The organism is Salicibibacter halophilus (genome assembly GCF_006740705.1).
Taxonomy (GTDB): domain Bacteria; phylum Bacillota; class Bacilli; order Bacillales; family Marinococcaceae; genus Salicibibacter; species Salicibibacter halophilus.
Map to the genome: position 1 here is coordinate 3,264,874 of NZ_CP035485.1, position 25,219 is coordinate 3,290,092.

A 25,219-nucleotide genomic window follows, 5' to 3' on the forward strand; every position below is an offset into this window, starting at 1 on the left:
GCCTTGACACGGTGCTGATACCAACACCCTGTTGCGTGAGCAAAAAAGAAAAGACACTTTTTTTCCTTTTTTGCTTCGCCCCCTGCAAGGGTCGCCGAAGGCAAATCGCCATCCAACATGCCATGTTGGTCGTCGTGTGCGCACGAAAGCGCACGATTTTGCTTTTTTAGGAGGATGCTCAATGACAAGCGTTGTTGTAGAAAATGGAGGGGCGTTTAAAAAGGAATTAATGCGTTTGAATTGCCATGATGAAACGGATAATATCCGTCAGCAAATCATGGATCATGCCTCTCAGGCGAATGATGGTGAAGCCATTCAAGCAGAAGTGGTTTTTGAGATGAACGAAGAAAAACGTAGGTATGTTTTTTCATTTTTAGTGACAGATCCTGAAGATGAACACGAGGATACAGGCGAAAACCGAAAAGTTCTGATATACAAAGATTATGATTTAGAGGTATTGAAAGGATGACAATCATATGGGTTTGATCGTTAAAGTGAATAATAAAGAGGGTTTGTTTCGAGATTTAGAGGAGCAGCGTTTGATGAATCAATACGAGTATATAACCGATTACCTTATGGATGATGCTTTTCATCATGCCATTGGTGAAACGGTTGAAATTAGAATGAATGGCGATTGTTATTATTGCTTTCATTTTTTAACGGAACATTATATCGATGAGGATGTTGGTATAGCAAATGAAGATGATGCAAAGGCTTTTCATTATTTAAGCATGGATGTTACGGATCGATAAATAAAAAGAAGGAAGGATTTCGATGATCATGAAAAGTGTTGTCCTAAATAATCCAGATCGCATGTTAAATGCCTTAAGGGAATTAGATCTTATCGAGGTAGCTGAACATGTGGTAGAGCAAATGAGGGAAGACGTATTAGCATGGGGTGAATATGTCTATGAGCAGGTACGTTTGACGTTTCGAGCGAAGGTGAATGGTGCTTTTGAAACGATGCAGGCAGTCTTTTTCCCATCGGAAAGCCTAGACCCGCCTGAAGACGCGGAAGCAGAACAAAGGGTTCAACACATGGAATTTCAGTCCCTAGAAACCATTGGCTAGTGATTTTTTTATGGCTACAAATCTTGAAGGAGGCATTTACATTGGGTTCCAAAGAAATGGTGTATCATGAAAATGTGATTGTTTTGGAGAATAAGCCGTATTTAGAGCGCATGTTAGGGCCTGCAGAAAAGCGTTTTAGTGGGAATCTTACTGAAAAGATTGTAGAACAAATGATTGAGCAGGTGAAGGATGGACAGTATCAAGTGGGGGAACATTTTAGCGTAACGATCTTGGATGTTGATGAAGAAGATCAGCAAGAGAAAGATATAGGGGTAACATTTACACGCATGGAACTTGAAGATGAAGATGAGGATGGAAAGTTTGATACGATTGCAGCCCCCGTTTATATTCGGGCGTTGTATTAACAGGTGAAGAGCATGAAGACCATTACGGATCGTTTCAGAGAATTGGGATTTCAAGTTGGTGTGAGTCATCAAGTTTTTGTGAAAGATTTATCCAAAAACACATCGCTGATTGTTGAAGGGGAACGAAAGCAGGGGTACGTTACGTATCGGTATATGTTTTATAAGGTGACGTATTACCCGCGTGGAAAAGATGAAAAAGTGTATATGGAAAATGCGTCGCCAAGAAGGGTGCTACATCGTGTAGCATCCTTTATTTATTGGTTGGAAAAAGAGAGGTGAGGCCATTTTGAGGGAAAATATCAAGCATTTATGTTCACGGATGAAACGACGGAAAGCCAATATTCATAAACCCGAGAAAGAGAAATCTGGCATACGAAAAGATACGTCGAAACGGACAGCATTTGCGGTTTGGGGGTTGATTGGAGGATTACTTTTCTTCTCTACGCTTGCTGTTATGCTCTCCATCAATACTCGATCTACGTTCAATGATTTGCGAGTAGCCGTCAACGATGATGACGCTGAACAGGAAGAAGAAAGTGAATTAGATATTGTTAGTGCTGATTTTTTCTTGCGGGATTTTGTGGATGCGTATATCAATGTCAGTGATGACCCTGATGCTTTAGAAGAACGGCGAGAGGCATTACATGAATATATGGTATCAACGGATACGGAAGCAGAATGGCAAATGGTTGATGTTGACATGGAAGGGGAGCGACGGTTGGAAGATGTTAGCTTATTTCACGTTGATGAAACAGATGAGGGAGCTGTTTTTGAATATGAAGTGACATATATCAGTGATAGCGGAGAAGGAACGACGGAAGAACAAACGTTATTACTCCATGTTCCTGTCATGGAGCAAGGCGGTCAATATGCGGTAAAGCGCGAGCCGTATTTTACAGAGGTTGAAGATCTTTCTGCATCGATAGCCGTTGAGGAAGAGGAAAGAAACGTCGATGAGTATGTAGGGGAAGAACAAGAGGCCATTCTTAGTTTCTTGGATGAGTTTTTCGAGGAATATGCAACAGGTGAGGAAGATGATCTTTCTTATATGATGCGTGAGCCAGAAAGTTTGGACGGTGCTTTTGTTTATGAGGGGATGGTTAATGAATCCATCGAAGAACAGGACGAAGGTTTTTCTGTTTATACGGATGTTCAGATGGTTGATGACGTGACGGGGCTGGATTATGAATTTGAAGTCGCATTCTATGTCGAGCAAATGAATGAAAATTATATTGTTGAGGCTATGGAGATTCAATAGGAGGTCTAAAAAATGGGAACCTTTGCGTTTATGATGATTTTGGGGGCGGCAAGTTTGCCTGATCTTGGCGAGGTCGAGTCTTGGGCGTTAAATATTGTCACACAGGCGATCACGTTGATCGTCGTTTTTTTGGTTACAAAACATCTTGCAAAATTTAGAGTAGGTGCCGTTGTCAGTGCCTGTATATTTGCTGGCGTTGTCACCTTTGTGGTTCAAAATTGGGGTCAAGTCACGGATTGGATTGAAGCGTTAATTGACCTTTTGTAAACGGTAATTTTGATGTTCCTGTCAATCACCTTGGCAGGAACTTTTAAAGGTTATGAAAGGGTGAATGTATGAGAGTCGTTTTTAATTATCGTCAGGCGTTCCGAGAGCCTAAACGAATTCAGCAATTGACGGATGGTTACTCGTTACCTTTTGCGATTGAGTTGATCCCAACCATCAATTTTCTTGTATTTATGGCAATAACAGGGTTATTGATGTATGTCGTACGATTAGTTTTTCCGTTCACGTTTGAATTAACGTTTGTGATTATTTTGATTGGTGTGCCTTTGTGTTTGACGATGGTCATGCGAAAGGTTAATCCAGATGGTAAAAACATTTATTTGTATCTGTTTGGGTTGCTTAAGTATTTTTTAAGGGTAAAACTTATCAATAAAAGATTTTGTAATGATCGGGATGTGCAATGGATGGATGATAATAAAATAACGTTTCGGAAATGTGTAGAGGTGGTGAAAAGAAAAGATGGTCGAGTTACAAACGCCTATGAAAACCATGCAGGAGAACCTATTATTGACGAGAACGGGCGACGTTTGGGCGTATCATCGAGTAAAACCAAAGTCCATTCCCAAGCAAAATGACAAGGAAGTGGAAGGCCATAAAAAACGATGGCGGGAATTTTTGCAGGAGTTAACAAAGTATCAAGATTTTCATTTCATGATGTATCCGCAGGAATATCAATTAAATGAGCGTTTTGAGCATTTACAGCAGGATGTCGCATGGGATACAGAGACTATGGCGGCCTATTACTTGGGGGAAACAGAATCACTGTTAGAGCAAAGGTTGGGGACGGTAACAAAAAATGATTTTATCGTTGGTGTTCGATTAAAAGCAGATATGATACGCGTGGATGCGGACATGAAAGGAAATGTCTTGGCTATGTTTTCAACCGCAACAGACACAATTGTAAATCTCTTGGGTTGGGAGCAGGATGTGACAACATCTTTCTTTGATCAATTTGCGGAAGCCGAAAACGAATTGAATGATACGATGGCGATGATTGACGGTGTTCCATTAACGCAAGATGAAATGATTTATGTGAATCGCTATCATTTCATTCGTGGCTTAGATCATCAGGTATCCGATGAAATGGCGAATGCATCACGAAAGGCAGTCACAAATACGCTCATTGATCCTACTTCCCCATCCGTTCTGAAACTCAATAGTGACGAAGATGATGGCTATATTAGTTTTGTCGTTGTAGACGAATTTCCTCGGAACATGGCAGATAGCGATTTGTTTTATGAAACGCAAGCCTTACCGTTTCCGGTGGAAGTGGATATTAAAGCACAAGTGGAAAGCAAGGCCCAAACGAAAATGAAATTAAATGTAAAAAAGCGACAGCTGCGTGAATCAGCGAAAGAGCAAAATATGGTCGGGGATGAAACGGATGCGTCTATAAGCGAAAGTGACCAGATGATCAGGTACTTGCAGGATGATATTAAAAAAGATGATGTCCATATGTTGAATTGGATGGCTGTGGTGATCGTTGATGGAACGACGAAAAAGGAATGTTTAACAAGGGCGAAGATGGTTAAACGACGGTTAAAGTCGATGGGTGTTGTTGCACGAATACCCGTCGCCGATCAATTATCCCTTTTTTATAAATTCCTACCTGGGGAACTCATTGACGTTAAAGATCGGAACTGGATGCAAAAAACAGCGCAAGATGGTTTGGCTGAGTGTTTCTTTGGCGTGAATGCAGCAGTAGGTAGCAACGTTGGTTTTTTCATCGGTTGGATAGACCGGTTTGAACAGCATAAGGATTTAGATGCGGCCATAGGAGCCAGTCGTGATCCTGTATTCTTTCATCCATTCTTAGCAAACCAGCAAATCAAAGGCACAAAGACAAAATCACCGCATGTACTAATTACGGGGGATACAGGGAACGGTAAATCATTTTTGGCGAAGTTACTGTTTATCTATATTTCCCTATTAAATGTCAAATGCTTGTATATCGATCCGAAAAAAGAGCTGCGGAAATGGATAAGAAAGGTGATGAAGAATCCAGATGTAAGAAGGGATTTCCCTTTATTTGTGGAGCATTTAGAAACGTTTCATTTTATTACCCTCGATCCTGAAGATCAAGCCAATTGGGGAGCCTTAGACCCGATTGTTTTCCTGCCTTCAACGCAACAAAAAGAAATGGTGCAGATGATCTTTGAGCAGGTGTATGATTTTAAAGGGAAAGATGATGTGCATACGGCTTTTCTTCAATCCATTACGAAAGTAAAGGAACAGCGTGAAAAAGGCATGACGGTTGGCAGTATGCATGTGGTCTATGAAATGCAAGATCATGAGGATGTGAGTGTTCAAAAGGCAGGAAACTTTTTATATGAAGTGATGGCTGATGGCGTCATGCGGTTGTGTGTGCATGATGGCTCCAATCATGCCTTATCTTTGAATAAACGCATTAACATTGTCGAAATTGAGAACTTAGATTTACCGGAGGTCAATGATTCCTATGAGAGTTATACGAGTGAACAAATGAAGTCAAGTGCGGTAATGTATGCGTTAGGTCGGTATTGTGAGTTGTTTGGGAATAACAAGGAAGAACGGACAGCAGAGTTTATTGATGAAGCTTGGATGTTGACGGCAAACCCGACGGGGAAGAAAGTTGAAAAGAAGATGCGGAGGGTCGGGCGCAGTTACAGTAATGCGCTTTATTTTATTTCCCAATCAACCAAAGACGCTTTGAGAGAAGAAGAATCGAATAATTTTGGGGTGGCGTTCGCCTTTGACGAACCAACGGAAAGAGAAGATGTTTTGAAGTGGATGAACATGGAAGCAAGTGAAGAAAATATGGATATGCTGGATGGCATGTTTCAAGGGCAGTGTCTGTTTAAAGATTATTATAGACGGACAGCAAAAATTAGTGTGGAATGCCTTTTTGATGAATGGGCAGGCGCATTTGAAACGGTCGAAGCGTCGGCGGTTGCGTCAGCAGAGTAAGCGTCAAATAATCCCCACCTAATAACAGGCGGGGATGTCATGTATGCTTTATTTAGATTGATTAGGGACGAAACATTCTTGCGGGAGTGTTTTGGACCATGGCAGAAGTTGAGCCAATTGCGCTTGATCTGTTGTATCCATATTGGGAAGTTCCTCAAACAAATAGCTAAGGTAGTGGAATGGATTCAATCCGTTTTCCTTGGCTGTCTCCACAATACTATAGATCATCGCACTGGATTTTGCTCCCTTTGCGGTGTTGCTAAACAGCCAATTTTTCCTCCCCATCACAAACGGCTTGATGGATCGTTCGGCTCGATTGTTATCGATCTCCAATCGGCCATCCTCTAAAAATGCCTCTAAACGCTCCCATTGGTTACGACAATATTTAATCGCCTTGCCAAGCGCACTTTTTGGTAATACATGTGGCGTTTGTTCTTGAAGCCATGCCAAAAAAGCCTCCAGTACGGGCTGGCTGCGTTCCAAACGCTTTTCATAGCGTTCTTGTGGACTTGCGTCCTTTAAATGGCGTTCAATGTCAAAAAGCTGATTGCAGAAGGCCAAACCTTCTTTCGCTTTCACAGACGTCGTGGCTGCGGATTCAGGCAATGCCTGCAGCGCTTCCGTGAATTTACGACGCGCATGCGCCCAACAGCCGACCAAACGGACATGGGGAAGGCCATTGTATCCTGCGTAACCATCGACATGCAGGTAGCCCTGAAAGCCATCCAGGAATCGGCGGGGATGCTTATTCGCCCGGGTCTGCTGATAATCGTACAGCACCATGGGCACATCGGCTTGTCCGGAGCGAAACAGCCACATATAGGACTTCGATGTTGCCGATCGTTCCGGTTCGGATAACACTTGTAAGGTTGTCTCATCCGCGTGTAAGGCATCCAGCTCTAATAGTTGGGCATGCATTTCGTTGTAAATCAGCTCGAGCCACGTGTTGGCACCGGACATCATCCAATTGGCCAGAGTCTGGCGGGGGATAGATACACCGAAACGTTCCAGGTGTTTCTCTTGCCGATACAAGGGCATGCCTTCCACATATTTCTGGGTCATGGCATGAGCCACGGCGGATGGAGAGGCTAAGCTTCCCGGAAATGCCGGTTCCGGCATCTTCGCTGTCACGATAGGCGTTTCGATGTCATGGCGTTCACAATGGCGGCAGCCATAGACATGGCGGACGTGCTCCACGACTTTCACTTGCGCTGGAATGACCTTTAATTCTTTTCGCACGTCCGTACTCATATCGTGTAGGGCTCCGCCACAACACGAACAGACCTGCTCCTCATCGGATAAATGATAGTCCATCGTTTCCGTCGGCAGGTTTTCGAGCTTTTGTTCGCGTTGGCCACGCTGTTTCTTGCGTTTATATGTAACCGTTTCGACCGTTGATTCTTCAACCGTCGGGGTGGATGTACCTTCGACCTCATTGAAAAGAGAGAGCTGGTCTTCATCGGTCTTCTCACTGGAAGATCCGAATCTGCGTTGTTGGCTTAGGCGAAATTGTTCTTCGTACCATTGGACTTTAGCCTCCAACGCCTCTTTTTCCAGCTCAAGCTTTTCATTTTGCGCTCGATAATATGCAATTGATGGGTTTGATGATTGCGCTGTATGTGCCATACCATAAGTATACGGAAAAGCATCCAACTTGCCCAGTCGAATGCCCGTATTTCTAAATTTCAATGTTCTATAGAATGGTACGCGCTTTGACCTCCCGATGGGCCTGCCTCTGCTCGATGGGCAAACCATCCAGCAGCCACCGAAGTTGGCGCGGACTGATGGTCATGGGTGCCGTTTCTGTTTCCGATGGCCAATGGAATGTGCCATTTTCCAACCTGCGGTAATGGAGCCAAAAGCCGTTGTGCTCCCACTGCAGGATTTTCAACTTGTCACGTTTCCGATTACAAAACACGAACAGACAAGGGGAAAAAGGATCGAGATCAAAGCATTGTTGGACAATAACGGCCAGACCGTCGATCGATTTGCGAAGATCCGTGTTTCCCCGAGCCAGGTACACGCGCTCGAATGATACATTCAACATTGGCTTCGCAACACATGAATGATATCGGATAATAACCCAACATGGGCGCCCGGCCTTACTTCGACGGAGATGGCACCGTAGTGAATAAAGATAGGTTCCGATCCTCCGGAAGGTATAGGATCATCATCGTCGACTTGGACCGTCAGCCATTGGGTTGAATCCGGTTCCGATGATATCTTGTCATCCTTGAATCGCTGGACCCAATAATACATTTGATTGACGTTGATGTCCTGCTCACGACACCATTCGGCCACACGTTGTCCGCTTTCTTTCCAGGCATCATACCGAGCTTTCCACTCGATTCTCTTGTCTTTCAGCGTCATCACATAACCTCCCGCAATCATTTCTAAGGCGATTATGGCACGGATGACTTTTGATTCCTATGTGTATTCTATTTGACGCTTACCTTTAAAGAAATCAAAGATTAAAGTCGAGGTGTAAAACATGCTTTATTTCAAACAACTTTTAGAAATTCTAGTTGTTTCTACAAGGCTTGGACTGACGTCATTTGGCGGTCCGATTGCCCATCTGGGTTATTTTCATGAAGAGTATGTTCGAAGACGAAAATGGATGGACGAAAAAAGCTATGCGGATTTGGTTGCTTTAAGTCAGTTTCTACCTGGACCGGCAAGTAGTCAAGTAGGCATTGGCATTGGCGTCATGCGAGGCGGTGTCCTCGGTGGCTTTATTTCTTTCTTCGGATTTACGTTTCCTTCAGTAATGGTTCTCATTTTCTTTGCTTTTGTCGCACAGACATACGGCGTTGCTGATGCCGGCTTTATCCAAGGGTTAAAAATTGTAGCCGTTGCTGTGGTCGCACATGCGATTCTTGGTATGGCACAGAACTTGACGCCCGATCTTACGAGAAAAACAATTGCGCTATTTGCATTGATTGCCACCTTATTAATTCCGCATTTTCTCTCACAAGTCGGCGTCATTCTTATTGCAGGTATCATTGGTTACTTCCTGTTTCGAAAAACGGTTAATGTGGATGAATTCTCCTTAAAATTCCCTCTTACACGTCGCTTTGGTACGATTTGCTTAACGTTATTCTTTGGCCTTTTAATTGGATTACCGATTTTAAGCAACCTTAGTTCCAGCATTTGGGTTGGTGTATTCGACAGTTTTTATCGCGCAGGTTCGCTCGTTTTTGGAGGCGGACATGTTGTCCTTCCTTTATTGGAACGTGAGTTTGTTCCGACAGGATTGATTAGTGAAGAATCCTTCCTCGCTGGTTACGGTGCTGCTCAAGCTGTACCTGGACCGCTGTTCACATTTGCTTCGTATATTGGTGCTGACATTGGCGGATGGACAGGCGGTCTACTGGCAACCATTGCTATCTTTTTGCCGGCTTTTCTTCTCATCTTGGGAACGTTACCTTTCTGGTACGCATTAAGGAAGAACAGTAAGATTAAAGGTGCATTTATGGGTGTGAACGCTGCGGTTGTAGGCATTCTCATTTCAGCCTTTTACCAACCGATATGGACAAGTGCCATCTTAGCACCAATCGATTTTGCATTAGCAGCTTTATTGTTTTTCATGCTCGTGTATTGGAAGCTCCCGCCATGGTTAATAGTTATTACAGGAGCATTAGGTGGTACCTTAATCGCTTCTTTTTAGGGTTGTATGCCCACTTCAATTTATCCAAGTGTTCTTGTATTGCTCGTTGGGGAGCATCATTCGTTTTTCTCTGAGTTCGATAATGTTTCACTGTTGGCCTACAAACCAATCACATGACAACAACCTATTGAATGCGATTGGGGAGCGTACGATCCTTGAGATCTCTTTTATAGACAGTTAATATTTAGTTCTCGGTATTCTGTTGCCGAGGAATATATTCTTTCACATAATCATCCGTAATGTGGATATCATATACTTTCTTTCCGTTTTTGAATGTAAAAACGCCATTGTTAAAGTCAGTGTTAAGCTCTTTATAAAAAACACCCGAGTGAGAACAGGAATGCGTATGATTAAAGGTTAAGCGGTACTGGTCGTCGTTTGTTTTGACCAGATAGGCGTGGACTCCTTTTTCGAAATGCTCATCTTTATAATTTTTCATTCCCCGTGTCATGGCAATGATGTGCAAGTCAACAAAGGGAAGTTCTTTGAGCAATGTATTTACAGTAGATCCTTTCGTTAGCTCCTGCCAACGGCTTCTGGTTGTTTGACCGATAATGACTTGTGTCGCTTGTTTTTCCTTAGCCACTTGTGAGATCATTTTGGAGATTGGAAGGTTGTTACTTGTTTGTATGATAAACTCAGTTACGTTATATTGGTCTGCTAACGATTCCCAATGCTTTAGATAATGGTTTCTATCATGGTCAAGGTCATCTACGTCTGTTTCATTAATCGTTAATATATAGAATGGACAATTCAGTTTTTTTGCGATTTTGGCACCCCTTTTGATCAATCTGTCTCCACTTGGACCGTAGTAAACACAAGTTAGAATGCATTCGTCTAATCGCGTTTGGTTTTGATCCATATAACTTCACCCCTTACAACAAAACGGAAAGTGTTTATAAATTTCAACGTATTGTATCTCACTTGTCTGCGTTAATGTTAAAAAATTGGTGTGATTAAAGCACGTTAAATTTATTAAGCGAACAGGGTGTTCAAATGGACAACTACCGTTTGTTCTTCTTCTCCATCTTGTTTACCTTGAGGAGATATACGCCAATTCGTGGCGATCAAACTCATGAGCCTTTGTATTTCCTTATCTGTCATTTTCGATACTATGATTTCATGGTTTTCAACTTGATAATCAATATTTTCTTCGAAATAAAATTTATTTTTGAGTACCGTTTGTAACCCTGTCAAGGTGTTGAATTTCATTTGATACCCTTTTAAAATGGCAGTCTCTAATGCCTCCCCATGTTGTTTAGCGTAATCGAATAATCCGTCATAATGAAAATTATCTCCGCTTATTTGATTCAGAAAATCAACATCTTCTTCGTTAATGGCTCGTTGTAATTCCAATTCAGAGACCCCTTGAAACCGTGCATGCTCAATTAACATTGCCGTCATCTGTGAGATTTGGCTTCTCATATTCATTGTTATTCCTCCTTTTAGTGATTTTATCTTGCTAAAAAAGACAAAAAGGAGCCTGCATTGAGCAGACTCCACCGGTTATCTTACATATTTAAATTGTGTGAATGAAAATAAACGTGCCTTAAGGCTTAGGATGTTTCTTCATAAATGAGATTGTAATTAGTAGCATAATAAATAACACAAGTAATGTCAACCTCTTTTTATGAAAAATTATCGAATATATGAGTGTAGGGCGATGCCGTCATGCTCTGTTAGAAACCCATTTTTAAACATACAGCATGTTCAACTATCGTGTACGTCGCATAGCCAAGGTGTTTTCCATAAATCAAAAAACTTCTTACGAAAATTCCTTTTAGGTTGATGTCTGATCTTATTTCCTGAAAAGTGGTGCTGTGTAATTATACACACTTCTAGGTCGATTTCTGTAACGAATAACCCTATCATCTTTGGTGCACGTTAAACCTAAATTTCCAGAAGGTGACGTGTATGTTTAAGCGATTTAAAAAAGAAAAAATAAACCACCATAAGGTGATTAAACAGCTGTATATCCTTTCCTTTATGGCAATGTTTCTTGTTGGTGGCTGCAGTCCTACGTCTCATCATGTGGAAGAGATCCTATACATACAGGCCATGGGCCATGATATGGAAAACGGGGAATATCGGATCACTGGTTTAAGCACCATTTTTACTTCTGCGGAAGATATGTTACCGGAAAACAAACCGATCAACGTGTCCGGGGAATCACTAGAAACCGTTTATGATTCCCTTCAAGCAGAATCGCCCCGCTATATTGACACGGGTCGAGCGCGCGTGCATTTGTTTCATGAAGATTTCGCCTCCCAAGAGGGCGTCTTTCAAGCCCTTGATACGGTTCAAAGAAATCCTATGATCAACCAAGACATGGAAGTGGCAATCACACGAGAACCTGCGCGGGACATGTTAGAGGGAGACTACGATTTTCCAGAACCTATCTTTCGTTATTTACATGATGTGATTGAACAGAATCAGGAGGAACAGATGCCGCAAACGAGTTTGCATGACTTTATGTATAATTACTACGCGGAAGGGGCGGATCCTTATCTTCCATTGCTGGAACAAAAAGAGGGCCATGTGGGAGTTACCGGTTTAGCATTATTTCAAGATGATATGCTTGTTGACGAAATCAACACCGATAATGCTCAAATGTTTCGGGCGCTCATCGAGTCTACGGAGGAAGGTACCGTCCATATGAAGCTTAACGACGACAAAGGGGTAACCTTCCATCGCCTCTCCTCTAGCTCGACTTGGACGATCAACCAAGAATCGGATGGCACGCATGTACAGGTGGATGTGGAAATAGAAGGACCAATACGGCAGTCGTACGGCATTGATGGATATGGACAGGTAAATATTAAGCAATTGGAGCAAGTCGCTACGGAAGAATTTGAACGCCGAATGAGTGAACTCATCCAATATTTTCAGGATCGAAACATTGATCCCATCGGTATTGGGGAACGAGTGGGACAGAACGTCAGAGGACTCGATATTCAACAGTGGGAAGAAGAAGTCTATCCGGACGTAGACGTGAATGTCAACGTCGACTTTACCATTGATGATACGGGAGCAGTGGAATAAAATGCTAATGGTCTATGGATATCGACGATTCTGGGGTTGGTGCTCATACCTATTTCAGTAGCATGGTTTTTTTCCGTACATTTTGGGGAAGAACCAGCGGGCATTCCGTTAGGTGTCAAGGAGAAAAATAGCGGCGGTTCTAGCGGCGGCAGTAGTTCAAGCGGGATGCCTTCTGGAATTATTAAGCCGTGGCTACCGTGGCGATGATGTACGAGCCGTTCAAGAAGCCCTTGTTGAAGCTAACTTTTACCCAGACATTAACGCATTAAACGCATTAAACAACGGTGTAGACGGCATCTATGGCCGAATACTCGTGAAAAACTCGAAGAAGTTATTTAAACGAATAAACCAGACAACAGTAGTATATGATGATAAATTAAGGATGTATGTAAGAAGGGATGGGAGCATGCAACGGCTCTCTCTTATTTTTTTATTTTAGTGGCAGATAGCATTGCTCAAAGAAATCGTCTTTTCAATTTTGAAAGTAATACAATACATTAACTATATAGCGTTAGAGTAAAATTTGAGTTATACTCTAACGATAGAAAGTGAATGACTCAGTTTAAATTTAGCAGCTACGACATAGGCATACTATAAACGAAGTATCTATCCTATCTCAATGGGGGGTATTGGTATGAAAAATCAATTTGTTGTCATTGGCCTTGGAAGGTTTGGGCAAAGTGTAACGAAAACGTTGATTGAAAATGAAAATGATGTGTTAGCAATTGATAAAGATGAACAAATCGTACAAGAGCTCGCTCCGAAAGTCACACATGCCGTTCAAGTAGATGCGACGGATGAGACCGCTTTAGAACAATTAGGTTTACATAAATTTTCCCATGCCATTGTAGGGATCGGCGAAGATTTGCAGTCCAGCATTCTAACAACATTGATCCTTAAGGAATTGAATGTCGCTGAAATTACGGCGAAAGCAAAAGATGATCATCACGGGAAAGCGCTCAGTAAAATCGGTGCCGACAATATTGTTTTTCCGGAACGGGATATGGGAGATCGACTGGGGAATTTGTTGAGTTCCAGCAATCTGATTGATTATCTGGAACTTTCATCTGAATATAATATGGCTGAAATCCGAGCACCGAAAGCGATGGATGGATGCACCCTTCAGGAATTAAATATTAACAAAACGTATGGGTGTATTGTGATGGCGATTAAAGATAAAGATGAAGAGGTGAATATCTCCCCTCACATCGAAGATAAAATTCATCATGGCGATATTCTGACGATCATCGGAAAGCATAGGGATATCCGTCGCTTGCAAAAAGATTACCGGGAGAAAAGCAGGCCGAGGTAGGTGTGTACTTATGATTTCGCCTAGGAAAACCCTTCATTTCAGTCCGCCCCAATGGGTTATTTTCGGTTTTATTATATTCATTATCATAGGGACGATTTTGCTGGCTCTCCCACAAGCTTCAGCGGATGGCGAGAGCGTTGGTTTTTTAGATGCCTTGTTCATGGCCGTTTCAGCTGTATGTGTGACCGGTCTGGCTGTATTAGAACCCGGCGGAGACTTTTCAGCATTTGGGCAAGTGATTATTATGGTTCTCGTTCAGTTGGGCGGGCTTGGGTTTATGGTTTTCGGGGTAACCGTCGCGATTTTGGTTGGGAAAGTGATGGGGATGAAATATCGCCTGCTTCTTCAACCGACAACCAATACGTTTTCAGCACGTGGGATCATTCGATTGGCGATGACGATTCTGCTTTTGGCATTATCTCTGGAGGCCATAACAGCCATCATTCTAACGATTCGTTGGAGCAGTGAGTTAGGATGGGCAGAGGCTGCTTACTTTGCCCTTTTTCATTCCGTGATGGCTTTTAATAATGCGGGATTTACCCTGTTTGACAACAGTATGGAAAATTATATTGGCGATCCCGTTGTCAATCTAAGCTTGTCTGTGCTTTTTATTGTGGGTGGCCTTGGTTTTATGGTGCTGGTTGACTTATTCCGGAAACGATCATTACGGAGACTTTCCCTACATTCCAAACTTGTTTTGGTCACATCCGCTATACTTTTGGTCGGGGGCTCCTTTTTTCTTTTCATCGTCGGACTTTTTAACCCGGCAACCGAGGGACTAAGCTTATCCGAACGTTTATGGTCTGCTTATTTTCAAAGTGCGACCGCTAGAAGCGCGGGGTTTAATACATTTGATATTAGCAGTATGTTGGTCGCATCGCAATTTTTCATTATCGTGCTGATGTTTATTGGAGCTTCAACAGGTGGTACCGGCGGAGGAATTAAAACAAATACTTTTGCCATTCTTGTGCTTGCAACGATCAATACGTTCAGAAGCGGCCATCAAGTCCATGCTTTTCACCGAAAAATTGCCTTAGAAACGGTCATGCGAGCGCTGGCGGTCGTGGTAAGTTCTTTAGCTTGGATCATTGGGGCGACGCTGCTGTTAACGATCACCGAAGACATCTACAATGTTCATTTTCTCACGACGTTATTTGATGTTGTCTCTGCATTCAGTACCGCGGGACTATCCATGGGTTTAACGGAGGAGCTTTCCCCGATCGGTAAAGTCATTATGATGATTACCATGTTCGTGGGACGACTAGGACCGTTGACACTTGCATATGCGTTAACATATAAACAAAGCCCAAGTAAAATCAGTTATCCTGAGGATAAAGTGCTTATCGGTTAAAAACGCCTGTCATTTATAAATCCGCATTAAAAATCACATATTTTCCAAATGATTATGTTGACATTGTGCGATTTATATATTAGAGTGTTGCATATACATCAAGGGGTTCACCCTGAATTAAGATAGTTGATTGCAAAAAGTGAATACATGTGTGTGATAACTGGTGGAGTCTGCTCATTTGCAGGCTCTTTTTGTCTTTTTGTAGCTAACTAAGGACTGAATATCGATATCTATGGGAGGATTCTATATGATTTATCGGAAGTGAGCGTTACCCCTTCTTGAACATGCCCGCGAACATGAGGTATCTGAATTGCAATTACAACGTGCTATTAGGAATGAAGACATATTGATTTTTTAAATGAGGTAAGCGGTGTACATTTTAAATACGATAAATTATTCACTCATGCACATAGGTATGGGGAGGACCTAGAAAGAGCGGTATTGGCGAGGATATCAAATGAAATTTAATACGTTAGATGGTCTACAAATATGGCTCATGCAGTGGATTTTGGGTTTGAAGAGGACGTTTCCTACCGAATGGAAAAGGGAAAGTTCAAACATTTTGTAGTAAAAAATAGTATTCTGCAAACATTAGAAAGTACACTTGCCATCGGATAGTAGTAATACAAGGAAGATGAAGGGCAAAAAGAACGATACGTATCATTACAATAAAACACTTGGTTTTGATGGAGGAGAAGGCCAGAGGATGAAGTATTATGAATTCGTTTCCCCATTTTATGCATTGATTAAAGCACACAACGAACGAAAAGCAAAAGCCATATACAAAAAACAAGTTTGGGAAGGAGGAGATGATCAGTGGCGAGAGCGATCACGGGATTATGCCATGATGAAATTTGCAATGACTCACGATAGTAGAAACACAGAAGTTGGATTAATGCTCACGGAGTTTATGGATGATAAAAGCGGCGTTTTGTTGATTGATAAAAATTTTTAGGGGCAGCGCTCGTACACTTTCCAAACCAATGATACAGAGATGTCACTTGCATGTTTCCATAATCTCCTAAAACAAATACTCTAATGACTCTTCAACCAAATGAATGTAGATAAAGTAATATCTCTCTCTTTATATTACGATAATTTTTTAATTGGAATTGAGCTGGTGTTTTATAATATGGTTAATGTACAATTACTTCAGAAGCCAAACGGTATCCCTGTGATTTCTTTGATGAATCACTTAAGGTATATTGAGAAAGCTGCTATTTATTATGATCCGTCACAAGGGTTTTTTGACCAGACAAAAAAGGTAGAACGGTACTCTTTCGTCAATCGTCTTCAAAATCAGCGAAATAAACCACAGCATTCACCAGGATACAGACTTTTGATTTCCTTTGAAGAAGCTGACTTGCAAACCAATTTAACGGATGTTATCCGGATGTCACTGTTGAGGCTCCAAAAGGTAAATAACCTAACACTTGATTGGATAGGCATTTTTCATATGCAAGAAGATAATCTTCATGCACACATAATTATTCGTGGTTTCGACTTTAAAAATCAAAAGATAATATTAACAGGATCGCATGTTTCCCATCTGAAAAAGTTAATAACCGAAAAGATTAGTTCAGATTTTCAATGCCATGTAAAAGAACGAAAGATCGCTAATTACTTTTTAGAAAAGGGGGCCAAACCATAATAATAAAGGCTAGAATATTTTCTCTCTCAGGAAAAGGGTGCTTTCCTGAAACATAGGAACAAAGTGTCCTTCCCGAATTGGGTCATGTTGCGGCATAATTGAAGGAGTTTCTGGCAGAAAATCGAATGATAAAATGAGCAAGTATATTAAGAAAGGTCGATGAGATGAGTCAAAATAATGATTATAAATCTGATAAATGGGACGTTATTTTATCATATTCCGTGGTTATTTCTTTAATTATAAGTGTTATATTTGTGGCAATTAGCTTTAGCTTTTAAAACACATACTCTAATAATCGAGACGCGCTTATTTAATAAATGGTTAATGGAACATCAAGGTACATTGGGAATTTTATTATAAAGGATGGGGTATAACATGCGTTCATATCAAAATATTTTAGTCGGGATTGATGTTCATGGACAAGAGTGGGACAAGCCTTTTGAACAAGCGTGTGTGTATGCGATGAATCATGATGCCACCTTACATATCGCTACAGTTTTGAATACAAAGACATACACCACTCAGGAACGGTTTGACCCAAAATTGAAAGAACTGAAAAAGCATGCATATGAGATGCTTGAGAAATACCAGCAAAAGGCAAAGGATAAAGGTGTCTCTCAAGTTAAGACGATTTTTGATACTGGCTCCCCAAAAGCACGGATCACCCGACACTTAGCCCCCCAGCATGACATTGATCTCATTGTTGTGGGGGCTAATCAGGCAAATAAAGCAGAGAAGTTCATCTTGGGAAGTGTGGCTGATGGGATTATTCGAGAGGCTCGATGTGACGTAGTTACGGTAAAGTAATTGTCTTTCTTTTTGATTCAAACCCCTGCACGGAACAATGGATATCTATATATAAGTTGGGTGAGTAATTTGAATGACGATATCTTATCATTATTAGTTGGTCTCACTTTGGTTGTGGTTGTTTATTTTTCACTTGAATTGGCATTAAGAAACCAAAAAGGTGAGTTTTCATTCTATCCAGATTTACTTACGCCAGTAGGCTTATTAACAGTTGGGTATTTGCTTGCAGTAATCGAAATTACTTTTTTGAATAGTGCTGATTTTTTTGGTGCACTGATTCTTTTAAGCATTGTAATTATCCCAGCAAGCTTAGGAATAACGATTATTAAGGTTATAATTGTATTTATTATAAAGAAAAGACAGCAACGAAATTAATGAAATCCCTAAATGTGGATGCTTTTCTGCTGAGTTTCTCCCTCCAATAGCACGAGGAGCCTACGGGCTCCCTTCTCAATCACATTGCACTCTTTATCCCATGTGATGACTGGGCTATTTTTTCTTATTTTGTGTATACTGCACTATCACGCTGGCAACAATAGCTATCAGCGCTACTGTAGTTACGATAATAACGATATCGTTCATTATAGACACTTCCTAATCTAATTGTTCTTTATTTTTATTTAAATATGCTACCTAGTATAACATCAACAATATCACTGATTAAATTGTTTGTTTTTCGTGTAAATAGGTATGTAAATAGGTACATACATTACAAGATCATTGCGGGTGCCGCAAGCATGATCACTGTGGATGTGGATGCAAGAAAAAAGACGCCCACCCAAGCGTGAGAAAGAGTGCACAGTCAAGTTCTATTTTGATTGTGACTAATTGTAACCCCTCCGCAATTCCCTTTCCTCGATCCCTTGGCTTCTGTCAGGGGATCGTTTTGTGCTAAAGTAACAAAAACACGAGCCGAAGCCCGTGTTATAAATAGGAATCCCCTCTATAGCATAATGTAAGTCACCGTTGATAGTCTAAATATTGAAGGGCTTCCTTTTTATATTGTCCCCAATATTTAGCAGATCATTCACTGTGTTAATTTATGTTTATGAAACGTTCACTGCCGCAAAGCGTATCTCTTCATATTTAAATGTGTGAAGATTATTCTCGTTTTTAATTATTATTTCTTCATCCATGTCGCTCAATTTAAATAACGATCCTTTTGTTAATTGATATCCGGATGTGGACGTGGATGTGAACGTGGATTTGACGATTGAAAGTACAGGGGCTGTTGAATAAAAGGATGTTTACGCTTTTCTGTTGAACCCACGGAGCAGGTGCTCATACAAGATTCAATCCTACAAACTTGAGCGATGGACGTCATCTCCCTATGATCGATGGTCATCGAAAGTGTGATGGGATGAAGAAATGAATCCTTTGAAGGAGCATATCGACATGAAACCGTGGTTGAAATTCATACAAATCTTGAGCATTGGCGTAGGTTCCTATTATCTGATCCGTTTATGCATGACACATGAATTTTATATCGAGGGGCAATGAAAGGGTCTTCGCCCAGAACAATTGATATTGAGGGTAATGAAGATCTTTTCACTCAAGGGTAATCAGTTAGATATAGGGCAGGGATGAAGCATAAGAAAAAGATTTTTGAGCTGTATGAACAACAAGTGACGCACCAGATAAGCACCGTTCAAAGGATAAGATGATTTACAACATGTTAGTTGCCATTCCTAAAGTGGCGATTTTCTGTTAATGAAGCGCTCCGGAATAAGGCTTGTACTACCTTTGCCTTTAATTAGGTCATTATGTTCTATAAGGTATGTTTCCATTTAAGGGAAAAAACAAATTCACCTCCCCTACTAACAAGAGGTGAAATGACAGGGGATTAATCTTTTCGATCTTTAAATATTGCCTCTACTAGTCTTGAAAACTCATCTACTTGCTCTGTAATTAAAAAAACAGGTAGGAGTAAAACAGCCATGAAAAGAGCAGAACCAGTTAACATAAACCTCACAGCAATGGTTTTAAGTAATCGCATTTTTTCTCCTCCCCCTTAATTATTGAAGATTATACGCCGATTTTCAAAGAATGCAAGGATCTTAAAAAAACAAAAGCTGGAAAATCTTGATTTAAGTACTATGCTGAAAAAATATTGCCACTATGTCGCAATACCATCGAAGCGTGAATGTGGAATAAAATATGGAATTTTTAGGCGTGTTAATAACGAATGAATATGATGGAAAAATTTTTATTGTTCGGGATTTGGCTAATAAAATGGGTAATTATGTGTGACATATATGTGACTAAATGAAAAGAAAAACAACCTTATTTCTAAATTAGGTATAAAAATAAGGTTGAATTTACAGTATATGACACACTCAGAATTGTGACCACAAATTTGAGGGCCTAGTGGGAGTTAAATCCCGTGGTGGTTCAAGTCCACTCGACCGCACCAACATAAATACTGACACACCAACACTTCGAGCGTGTTGGTGTTTTTTCGTTTGGTGATAAAAAAGTCGTTGAATGAGCGTCCATGTTCCAGCTGTGTTCCACCTTGTTGCCGATTTTTTAAAAAGATCATCTAACCGGTCGGCTGTTTCTCTTTGTTTGTTCGAAAATAGGTGACCATATACGTCAATGTCCGTTTTGATGGAAGCATGACCTAAGCGTTTTTTAATCATTGCATAATCTTCTCCTTGATGAATGAGTAAAGCGACGTGTGAATGGCGTAAATCGTGGAGACGAATGGGTTCTATATCTCCTCGTTGACAAATGGTTTTAACACGTCGGCTAAAAATGTCTTTTGACGGAGGTTTTTCTCGGTATTGGAAAAGGAGATTTAAACAAACTGAGAATAATGACAGCCTTGTTTTTATAGGAAATTGTTTCCATCCATAAGATTGAAGGTCTGGTGGTCCTTATTCGATCGGGTCATATTCTGGAGTAACGGTCTTCAAGTTGAAATTGATTTCCTGAACAGGAATGCATTCATTGGTTCATTTTGTAGCTTGTTTCAAACAAGTATACAATGTTACTCAATAAGACATAGGCGATGGAGTTCGCCATAACTGTCGTCTAGTAGCGGCTAATGACTCCTAACAGGTACACTTTTATGGGTGTGTGTGCTCTGTTAGGAGTTTTATTTTTGTCATGTTTAGTGCAGGCTATTGTTTAGGATTATGGACTTGGATAGATTAGGAAAAGGAATCCTATCTAAGCAAACGAGGCGCTATTCTTGAATAAGTTTTGTGCAGTTTTTGCCTTTAACAGGCCTCCGGATGAGGGTATACACATTGGGGATTCTGTATATTTCGCTTTCATACACAAACAAAAAACGACAATCAACGGAAAGCGTTGCCCCCATAAAATGTACGGAAAAAACCCATTGCTACTGAATAGGTACGAGCACAAACCCAAGAATTGCCGATATCCATAGACCATAAACATTTTATTCCACTGCTCCCGTGTTTTCAATGGTAAAATCGACATTGACCTCGACGTCTACGTCCGGATAGACTTCTTCTTCCCACTGTTGAATATCGAGGCCTCTGACGTTCTGCCCAACTCGTTCCCCAATACCGATGGGATCAATGTTTCGATCCTGAAAATATTGGATGAGCTCACTCATTCGGCGTTCAAATTCTTCCGTGGCAGTCTGCTCCAATTGCTCAATATTTTCTTGCTCATAGCCTTCAATGCCATACGTTTGCCGCACCGCCCCATTAATTTCCAGATCCACCTGCACATGGGTGCCGTCCGGTTCTTGGTTGATCGTCCAGTCCGAATCGCTGGAAAGGCGATGGAACGTTACCCCTTTGTTTTCATTAAGCTTCATATGGACGGTACCTTCCTCCGTAGACTCGATGAGCCCCCGAAACATCTGGGTATCCTCGAGATTGAGCTCGTCAACAAGCCTATCATCTTGAAATAATGCTAAACCAACAACCCCCACATGGCCCTCTTTTTGTTCAAGCATTGGCATGTAAGCATCTGCCCCTTCCGCGTAGTAATTATACAGAAAGTCATGCAAACTCGTTTGAGGCATCTGCTCCTCCTGATTTTGTTCAATCAAATTCTGTAAATAACGAAAGATAGGTAGTTGAAAATCGTATTCCCCCTCTAACATGTCCCGCGCAGGTTCTCGTGTGATTGCTACCTCCATGTCTTGGTTGATCATAGGGTTCTTTTGAACCCTATCAAGGGTATCAAAAACGCCCTCTTGGGAGGCGAAATCTTCATGAAACAAATGCACGCGCGTTCGACCCGTGTCAACATAGCGGGGCGATTCTGCTTGAAGGGAATCATAAACGGTTTCTAGTGATTCCCCGGACACGTTGATCGTTTTGTTTTCCGGCAACGCATCTTCCGCAGCCATAAAAATGGTACTTAAACCAGTGGTCCGGTGTTCTCCGTCCTCCAAATCATGGCCCTGTGCCTGAATATATAGGATCTCTTCCACATGGTGAGACGCAGGGCTGCAACCTCCTACAAGAAACATGACCATAAAGGAAAAGATACTCATCCGTTTAATCACCTTCTGTTGGCTTATTTTTTCTTTTTGAAATCGCTGAAACATACCCGTCACCTTTTGGTTAGCCAAAATTATCCAATCAAAACATTTAAAAAATGAAGGCACCGCTACTACCATAAAGGTAAAACCTGCCAAATGTATGGTAGAAGCTGAGGACATTGTAGAAGGAGGAAAAAGCAACTAAAGAATCGATAATGATGCTGTAGGTATAGGCGCAGATAAGAAGTAAACGTGCTGGTTATAGTTCTAGTACGTTTTTCACTTTTTGTTATCAACTGTTCCTAAACCGCCCATGATTAAAAAGACACCGGCCAAAGGACGCTTGGCGGTATGTTTTATGACGTCTGTGATGAAGTGAGCGAACTCGATTGGGCTGTGGCTCTCCAGCAACTCGTCGACCTTCTTGATGATGTCTTCAACAACAGCAACAAGCAAATGAAAACATTCATCAAAAGTCAACTCCAACAATGGATCGCGGGTCTACCCAGTTGTATCAAGGTTTACCTGCCTCATTTGAGCTGCGAAAGTGTGAGTAAGTATCTTATCAAACAAAAAATTCGCTTTTCTATTCATTGATTCTTTTTCTGCGCCAACTGGTCTCTGTCCTTTGCTTTTGGTGGTTCTTCCATCCAACCGTAGTCAATCATGATTTTGGCACTTTCCGCAGAGTATTTCATGATTTCGGCTGTTAAGCGAGAATAATCGGTGATGAGGTCTTTTCGTGGACTCATGGCCATGGCGGTGCCGTAATACCCGATACTCGTGGCGATAAGGCCACTGGTGTAAAACATCATGAGCTTGTCTGAGAAAGGAGCGACCGTGGCATCGGTGACGCCTGCATCGGAAGTAGTAGAAGCCGGAAGATCATCTTGATTGAGTTTTGAGCTAAAGACATCTACGTGTTTTTCGGCAATTTCCTTTCCCTTCACCATATGTTTACGAATCTCCGGATCTTGTGCCACCTGGCTAAATCCAATGAGCAGTGACTTTCCCATTATATTACGTTGACTGTTAGCATAAAGGTTCCCCGTTTCCATAGCTGTAAGAGGGCGATTGTCTCCCATCCACTTTCCGAGGAAATCGTGATTGGTCACAAAATCGATCTGATCCGGTGGTGTTATCTCAGGGGCACGGACAAACATCCCTTTTTCCAGCAAAAGATCGACGGCCTGTTTATGAAGGTCGACGGTTTCTGACATACATCTTGAATAGTAATCATGCACATCAAAGCGTACGGATGATCCAACAGCCGCACTGTATCCATTCACCCCTACTATCCCCATCATTAGCAAGGACATCAGCATAAAACCATCCGTATATAATCGCGGGGCACTCAAGTTAACGTCAGCCTCCGTAAAGCCCTTAGGAACGGGCCAGTTTTCACCATTAAAAAAATCCGTGAGTTGAGGGATGTGTGATTGGGACAACTCCAGGGCATGTTGAAGTAACGCAGTAATGTCAGGGTCTTCAACCGTTTCTAAAAAGTATCTTAGCGTACAAATAGACATAGTGTCTTCTTGGTAAGATGCCCAGATTTGTGCGATTTCTGCAGATGATAAAGGTGCGTTATGTGTTGTGGCCATGGTTCTTCCTCCAAAATCCTTGTTTTAACGTATTTTTCCCATCCCTGAAATAACTATGCGTACCTTGAATACCTGAACAAAGGAAGTAATAAAGCTTAGACTGTTGAAACATCCCGTCTCCGGGAAAATTGATGCTGCAAATTAGAACTCAGAGATGAATACTTCCTTTTTTATCAGACATCCTATGGAGAGGAAAGAGGGGGGTTCGATGAGAGGGAATAAAGTTGAGCGATTCGTTTTGCATGGTACCTTGATGATTACATTAATGGCCCTACCCATTTTACTCCTAAGGAAACGATCCTCAATAAAAGATTGGGTAATCGCTTATTTGTTCAATGGGATCACCAATGGGATCATAGATAATATCCTTGCTTCTTACAAAGTACTTGCCTATCCCGTTCGTCACTTTCCGAAATTATTTAACACAAGTTTGCTATTTGATGTTCTTGTATATCCCACATTTACCGTTTTTTTTAATCAATGGACGGATAAAGATAAGCCAAAGATAATTTTTTTAAAATTACTTGCCTTAACCATTCCAGCAAATTTGGTTGAATGGCTGATAGAAAAGAAAACAAACTTAGTCAAATGGAATAAGGGATGGAACTTTTGGTATTCCTTGATCAGTTCTACCTTGAAGTCTTTAATAACAAAAAGTTTTGTAGTGTTTGTAAGAAAAGTAAGTGATAAACATGATTGGTAATGTCATATTGCGGAGAATCAACATATAAAAGATACCACCCGTTTATAATGAGGAGTTTCGCCATTGCAATTTTTCACACACAAATCAAGCTCGTCGCACAAAAGCATACGTGAGTATTTTTGGCATTTACATAGCCCGTACATTGTTGCTTGGTGGAGTGCTGCCCTTCCGGGGTTTATATTTTTACGATTTGGGATAGTTATCGGTCCCTTCAACCCTTATCTCAATATATACAAGATGTACGAGTATAAGGCACGTTTCAATTTAAGGAAAAAAACAAATTCACCTCTTACTAATAAGAGGTGAAATGACAATGGTTTAATCCTTTCGATCTTTGAATATTGCTTCTACCAGTCTGGAAAACTCATCTACTTGCTCTGTAATTAAAAAAACAGGTAGGAGCAAAACAGCCATGAAAAGAGCAGAACCAGTCAACATAAACCTCACAGCAATGGTTTTAAGTAACCGCATTTTTCCTCCCCCTTAATTATTGAAAATTATACGCCGATCTTCAAAGATTTCAAGGATTTTTCACAAAAAAAAGATGGAAAATTTTGATCTAAGTACTATACCACTGTGCCGAAGCGCGAATGTGGACTAAGAAAAAACAAGTGGAATTTCTTTTTGGTCTGTTAATAACGATCTGACTAAATGAAAAGAAAACAATCTTATTTCTAAATTGGGGA

General features: G+C 41.1%; 28 protein-coding genes, 3 pseudogenes and 1 riboswitch. Of the genes and pseudogenes, 21 read left to right on the forward strand and 10 right to left on the reverse strand.

The annotated features are described in order from the left end of the window. Window positions 1-181: 181 nt before the first annotated feature. The 9 genes from EPH95_RS15920 to EPH95_RS15960 all read left to right on the forward strand — a co-directional run bounded on the left by EPH95_RS15920 (window position 182) and on the right by EPH95_RS15960 (window position 5,925). Entirely contained in the window at window positions 182-469 is a 288-nt protein-coding gene (locus EPH95_RS15920) for a hypothetical protein (RefSeq protein WP_142090995.1), read from the forward strand. A gap of 7 nt (window positions 470-476) precedes the next feature. Beyond that, window positions 477-752, forward strand: coding sequence for a hypothetical protein (locus EPH95_RS15925; protein ID WP_142090996.1), 276 nt, complete (start codon window positions 477-479; stop codon window positions 750-752). Window positions 753-780: 28 nt separating this feature from the next. Continuing rightward, window positions 781-1,071 (forward strand): hypothetical protein, encoded by a 291-nt coding sequence (locus EPH95_RS15930; protein ID WP_160141817.1) that lies wholly within the window; start codon window positions 781-783, stop codon window positions 1,069-1,071. Window positions 1,072-1,112: 41 nt separating this feature from the next. Then, the gene (locus EPH95_RS15935; protein WP_142090998.1) at window positions 1,113-1,436 is read left to right on the forward strand and encodes a hypothetical protein; all 324 of its coding nucleotides are present in this window, start codon (window positions 1,113-1,115) and stop codon (window positions 1,434-1,436) included. 12 nt (window positions 1,437-1,448) lie between these two features. Continuing rightward, complete coding sequence (locus EPH95_RS15940; RefSeq protein WP_142090999.1) at window positions 1,449-1,715, forward strand: hypothetical protein; 267 nt, start codon at window positions 1,449-1,451, stop codon at window positions 1,713-1,715. Between the two features lie 40 nt (window positions 1,716-1,755). Continuing rightward, window positions 1,756-2,694: a conjugal transfer protein gene (locus EPH95_RS15945; RefSeq protein ID WP_160141818.1), complete on the forward strand. Its 939-nt coding sequence runs from the start codon at window positions 1,756-1,758 to the stop codon at window positions 2,692-2,694. Between the two features lie 12 nt (window positions 2,695-2,706). Next, window positions 2,707-2,961, forward strand: coding sequence for a hypothetical protein (locus EPH95_RS15950; protein ID WP_142091001.1), 255 nt, complete (start codon window positions 2,707-2,709; stop codon window positions 2,959-2,961). Between the two features lie 68 nt (window positions 2,962-3,029). Continuing rightward, the gene (locus EPH95_RS15955; protein WP_142091002.1) at window positions 3,030-3,554 is read left to right on the forward strand and encodes a conjugal transfer protein; all 525 of its coding nucleotides are present in this window, start codon (window positions 3,030-3,032) and stop codon (window positions 3,552-3,554) included. Further along, complete coding sequence (locus EPH95_RS15960; protein WP_452596419.1) at window positions 3,487-5,925, forward strand: ATP-binding protein; 2,439 nt, start codon at window positions 3,487-3,489, stop codon at window positions 5,923-5,925. The genes EPH95_RS15955 and EPH95_RS15960 overlap by 68 nt, the downstream gene beginning before the upstream one ends. A 48-nt stretch (window positions 5,926-5,973) precedes the next feature. Here EPH95_RS15960 and tnpC read toward each other — a convergent pair. The 3 genes and pseudogenes from tnpC to tnpA all read right to left on the reverse strand — a co-directional run bounded on the left by tnpC (window position 5,974) and on the right by tnpA (window position 8,316). After that, window positions 5,974-7,556: pseudogene (gene tnpC / locus EPH95_RS15965) on the reverse strand (IS66 family transposase). Window positions 7,557-7,618: 62 nt separating this feature from the next. Further along, window positions 7,619-7,972: an IS66 family insertion sequence element accessory protein TnpB gene (tnpB, locus tag EPH95_RS15970; RefSeq protein WP_142087553.1), complete on the reverse strand. Its 354-nt coding sequence runs from the start codon at window positions 7,970-7,972 to the stop codon at window positions 7,619-7,621. Further along, window positions 7,966-8,316, reverse strand: a complete 351-nt coding sequence (gene tnpA / locus EPH95_RS15975; protein WP_227003902.1) for an IS66 family insertion sequence element accessory protein TnpA — start codon at window positions 8,314-8,316, stop codon at window positions 7,966-7,968. The genes tnpB and tnpA overlap by 7 nt, the downstream gene beginning before the upstream one ends. Before the next feature lie 100 nt (window positions 8,317-8,416). On the opposite strand from tnpA, the gene chrA reads away from it, so the two are divergent. Beyond that, complete coding sequence (gene chrA / locus EPH95_RS15980) at window positions 8,417-9,592, forward strand: chromate efflux transporter (RefSeq protein WP_142091003.1); 1,176 nt, start codon at window positions 8,417-8,419, stop codon at window positions 9,590-9,592. A gap of 184 nt (window positions 9,593-9,776) precedes the next feature. Here the strand turns inward: chrA and EPH95_RS15985 are convergent, their stop codons facing one another. Both EPH95_RS15985 and EPH95_RS15990 read right to left on the reverse strand, forming a co-directional pair. Next, window positions 9,777-10,454 carry an adenine nucleotide alpha hydrolase family protein gene (locus EPH95_RS15985; protein WP_142091004.1) on the reverse strand — a complete coding sequence of 226 codons (678 nt, stop codon included), beginning with the start codon at window positions 10,452-10,454 and terminating at the stop codon, window positions 9,777-9,779. A gap of 113 nt (window positions 10,455-10,567) precedes the next feature. Further along, window positions 10,568-11,023, reverse strand: a complete 456-nt coding sequence (locus tag EPH95_RS15990) for a hypothetical protein (RefSeq protein ID WP_142091005.1) — start codon at window positions 11,021-11,023, stop codon at window positions 10,568-10,570. 483 nt (window positions 11,024-11,506) lie between these two features. On the opposite strand from EPH95_RS15990, the gene EPH95_RS15995 reads away from it, so the two are divergent. The 9 genes from EPH95_RS15995 (at window position 11,507) to EPH95_RS16030 (ending at window position 18,130) form a co-directional block, all read left to right on the forward strand. Then, on the forward strand, window positions 11,507-12,634 hold the full coding sequence (locus EPH95_RS15995; RefSeq protein ID WP_142091006.1) for a Ger(x)C family spore germination protein: 1,128 nt from the start codon (window positions 11,507-11,509) through the stop codon (window positions 12,632-12,634). A gap of 112 nt (window positions 12,635-12,746) precedes the next feature. Next, on the forward strand, window positions 12,747-13,073 hold the full coding sequence (locus tag EPH95_RS16000; RefSeq protein WP_142091007.1) for a peptidoglycan-binding domain-containing protein: 327 nt from the start codon (window positions 12,747-12,749) through the stop codon (window positions 13,071-13,073). A 195-nt stretch (window positions 13,074-13,268) separates the two neighbouring features. After that, complete coding sequence (locus tag EPH95_RS16005; RefSeq protein ID WP_142091008.1) at window positions 13,269-13,946, forward strand: potassium channel family protein; 678 nt, start codon at window positions 13,269-13,271, stop codon at window positions 13,944-13,946. 10 nt (window positions 13,947-13,956) lie between these two features. Further along, window positions 13,957-15,297: a TrkH family potassium uptake protein gene (locus EPH95_RS16010; protein WP_142091009.1), complete on the forward strand. Its 1,341-nt coding sequence runs from the start codon at window positions 13,957-13,959 to the stop codon at window positions 15,295-15,297. A 489-nt stretch (window positions 15,298-15,786) separates the two neighbouring features. Next, window positions 15,787-15,915 (forward strand): hypothetical protein, encoded by a 129-nt coding sequence (locus EPH95_RS19550; protein ID WP_264371959.1) that lies wholly within the window; start codon window positions 15,787-15,789, stop codon window positions 15,913-15,915. A 16-nt stretch (window positions 15,916-15,931) separates the two neighbouring features. Then, entirely contained in the window at window positions 15,932-16,252 is a 321-nt protein-coding gene (locus EPH95_RS16015) for a hypothetical protein (RefSeq protein WP_160141820.1), read from the forward strand. A gap of 99 nt (window positions 16,253-16,351) precedes the next feature. After that, window positions 16,352-16,948: a hypothetical protein gene (locus tag EPH95_RS16020; protein ID WP_142091011.1), complete on the forward strand. Its 597-nt coding sequence runs from the start codon at window positions 16,352-16,354 to the stop codon at window positions 16,946-16,948. 375 nt (window positions 16,949-17,323) lie between these two features. Then, window positions 17,324-17,755: a universal stress protein gene (locus tag EPH95_RS16025; protein WP_160141821.1), complete on the forward strand. Its 432-nt coding sequence runs from the start codon at window positions 17,324-17,326 to the stop codon at window positions 17,753-17,755. A 60-nt stretch (window positions 17,756-17,815) separates the two neighbouring features. After that, window positions 17,816-18,130 carry a hypothetical protein gene (locus EPH95_RS16030; RefSeq protein WP_160141822.1) on the forward strand — a complete coding sequence of 105 codons (315 nt, stop codon included), beginning with the start codon at window positions 17,816-17,818 and terminating at the stop codon, window positions 18,128-18,130. Window positions 18,131-19,598: 1,468 nt separating this feature from the next. Here the strand turns inward: EPH95_RS16030 and EPH95_RS18980 are convergent. The 3 genes and pseudogenes from EPH95_RS18980 to EPH95_RS16040 all read right to left on the reverse strand — a co-directional run bounded on the left by EPH95_RS18980 (window position 19,599) and on the right by EPH95_RS16040 (window position 22,292). Then, window positions 19,599-19,751, reverse strand: a complete 153-nt coding sequence (locus tag EPH95_RS18980; protein ID WP_160141823.1) for a hypothetical protein — start codon at window positions 19,749-19,751, stop codon at window positions 19,599-19,601. Between the two features lie 535 nt (window positions 19,752-20,286). Beyond that, window positions 20,287-20,550: pseudogene (locus tag EPH95_RS19315) on the reverse strand (tyrosine-type recombinase/integrase); the annotation flags it as partial. Window positions 20,551-20,755: 205 nt separating this feature from the next. Further along, window positions 20,756-20,821: riboswitch (Fluoride riboswitch) on the forward strand. Between the two features lie 343 nt (window positions 20,822-21,164). After that, on the reverse strand, window positions 21,165-22,292 hold the full coding sequence (locus tag EPH95_RS16040) for a Ger(x)C family spore germination protein (RefSeq protein ID WP_160141824.1): 1,128 nt from the start codon (window positions 22,290-22,292) through the stop codon (window positions 21,165-21,167). A gap of 261 nt (window positions 22,293-22,553) precedes the next feature. On the opposite strand from EPH95_RS16040, the pseudogene EPH95_RS19925 reads away from it, so the two are divergent. Further along, window positions 22,554-22,823: pseudogene (locus EPH95_RS19925) on the forward strand (hypothetical protein); the annotation flags it as partial. On the opposite strand, the gene EPH95_RS16050 reads toward EPH95_RS19925, so the two are convergent. Then, window positions 22,817-23,830, reverse strand: a complete 1,014-nt coding sequence (locus tag EPH95_RS16050) for a DUF3231 family protein (RefSeq protein ID WP_142091016.1) — start codon at window positions 23,828-23,830, stop codon at window positions 22,817-22,819. The pseudogene EPH95_RS19925 and the gene EPH95_RS16050 overlap by 7 nt on opposite strands. A gap of 208 nt (window positions 23,831-24,038) precedes the next feature. Here EPH95_RS16050 and EPH95_RS16055 point away from each other — a divergent pair, with 208 nt between their 5' ends. Continuing rightward, window positions 24,039-24,533 carry a CBO0543 family protein gene (locus EPH95_RS16055; RefSeq protein WP_142091017.1) on the forward strand — a complete coding sequence of 165 codons (495 nt, stop codon included), beginning with the start codon at window positions 24,039-24,041 and terminating at the stop codon, window positions 24,531-24,533. A gap of 318 nt (window positions 24,534-24,851) precedes the next feature. On the opposite strand, the gene EPH95_RS18985 is transcribed toward EPH95_RS16055, so the two are convergent. Beyond that, complete coding sequence (locus tag EPH95_RS18985; protein WP_160141823.1) at window positions 24,852-25,004, reverse strand: hypothetical protein; 153 nt, start codon at window positions 25,002-25,004, stop codon at window positions 24,852-24,854. Window positions 25,005-25,219: the final 215 nt, after the last annotated feature.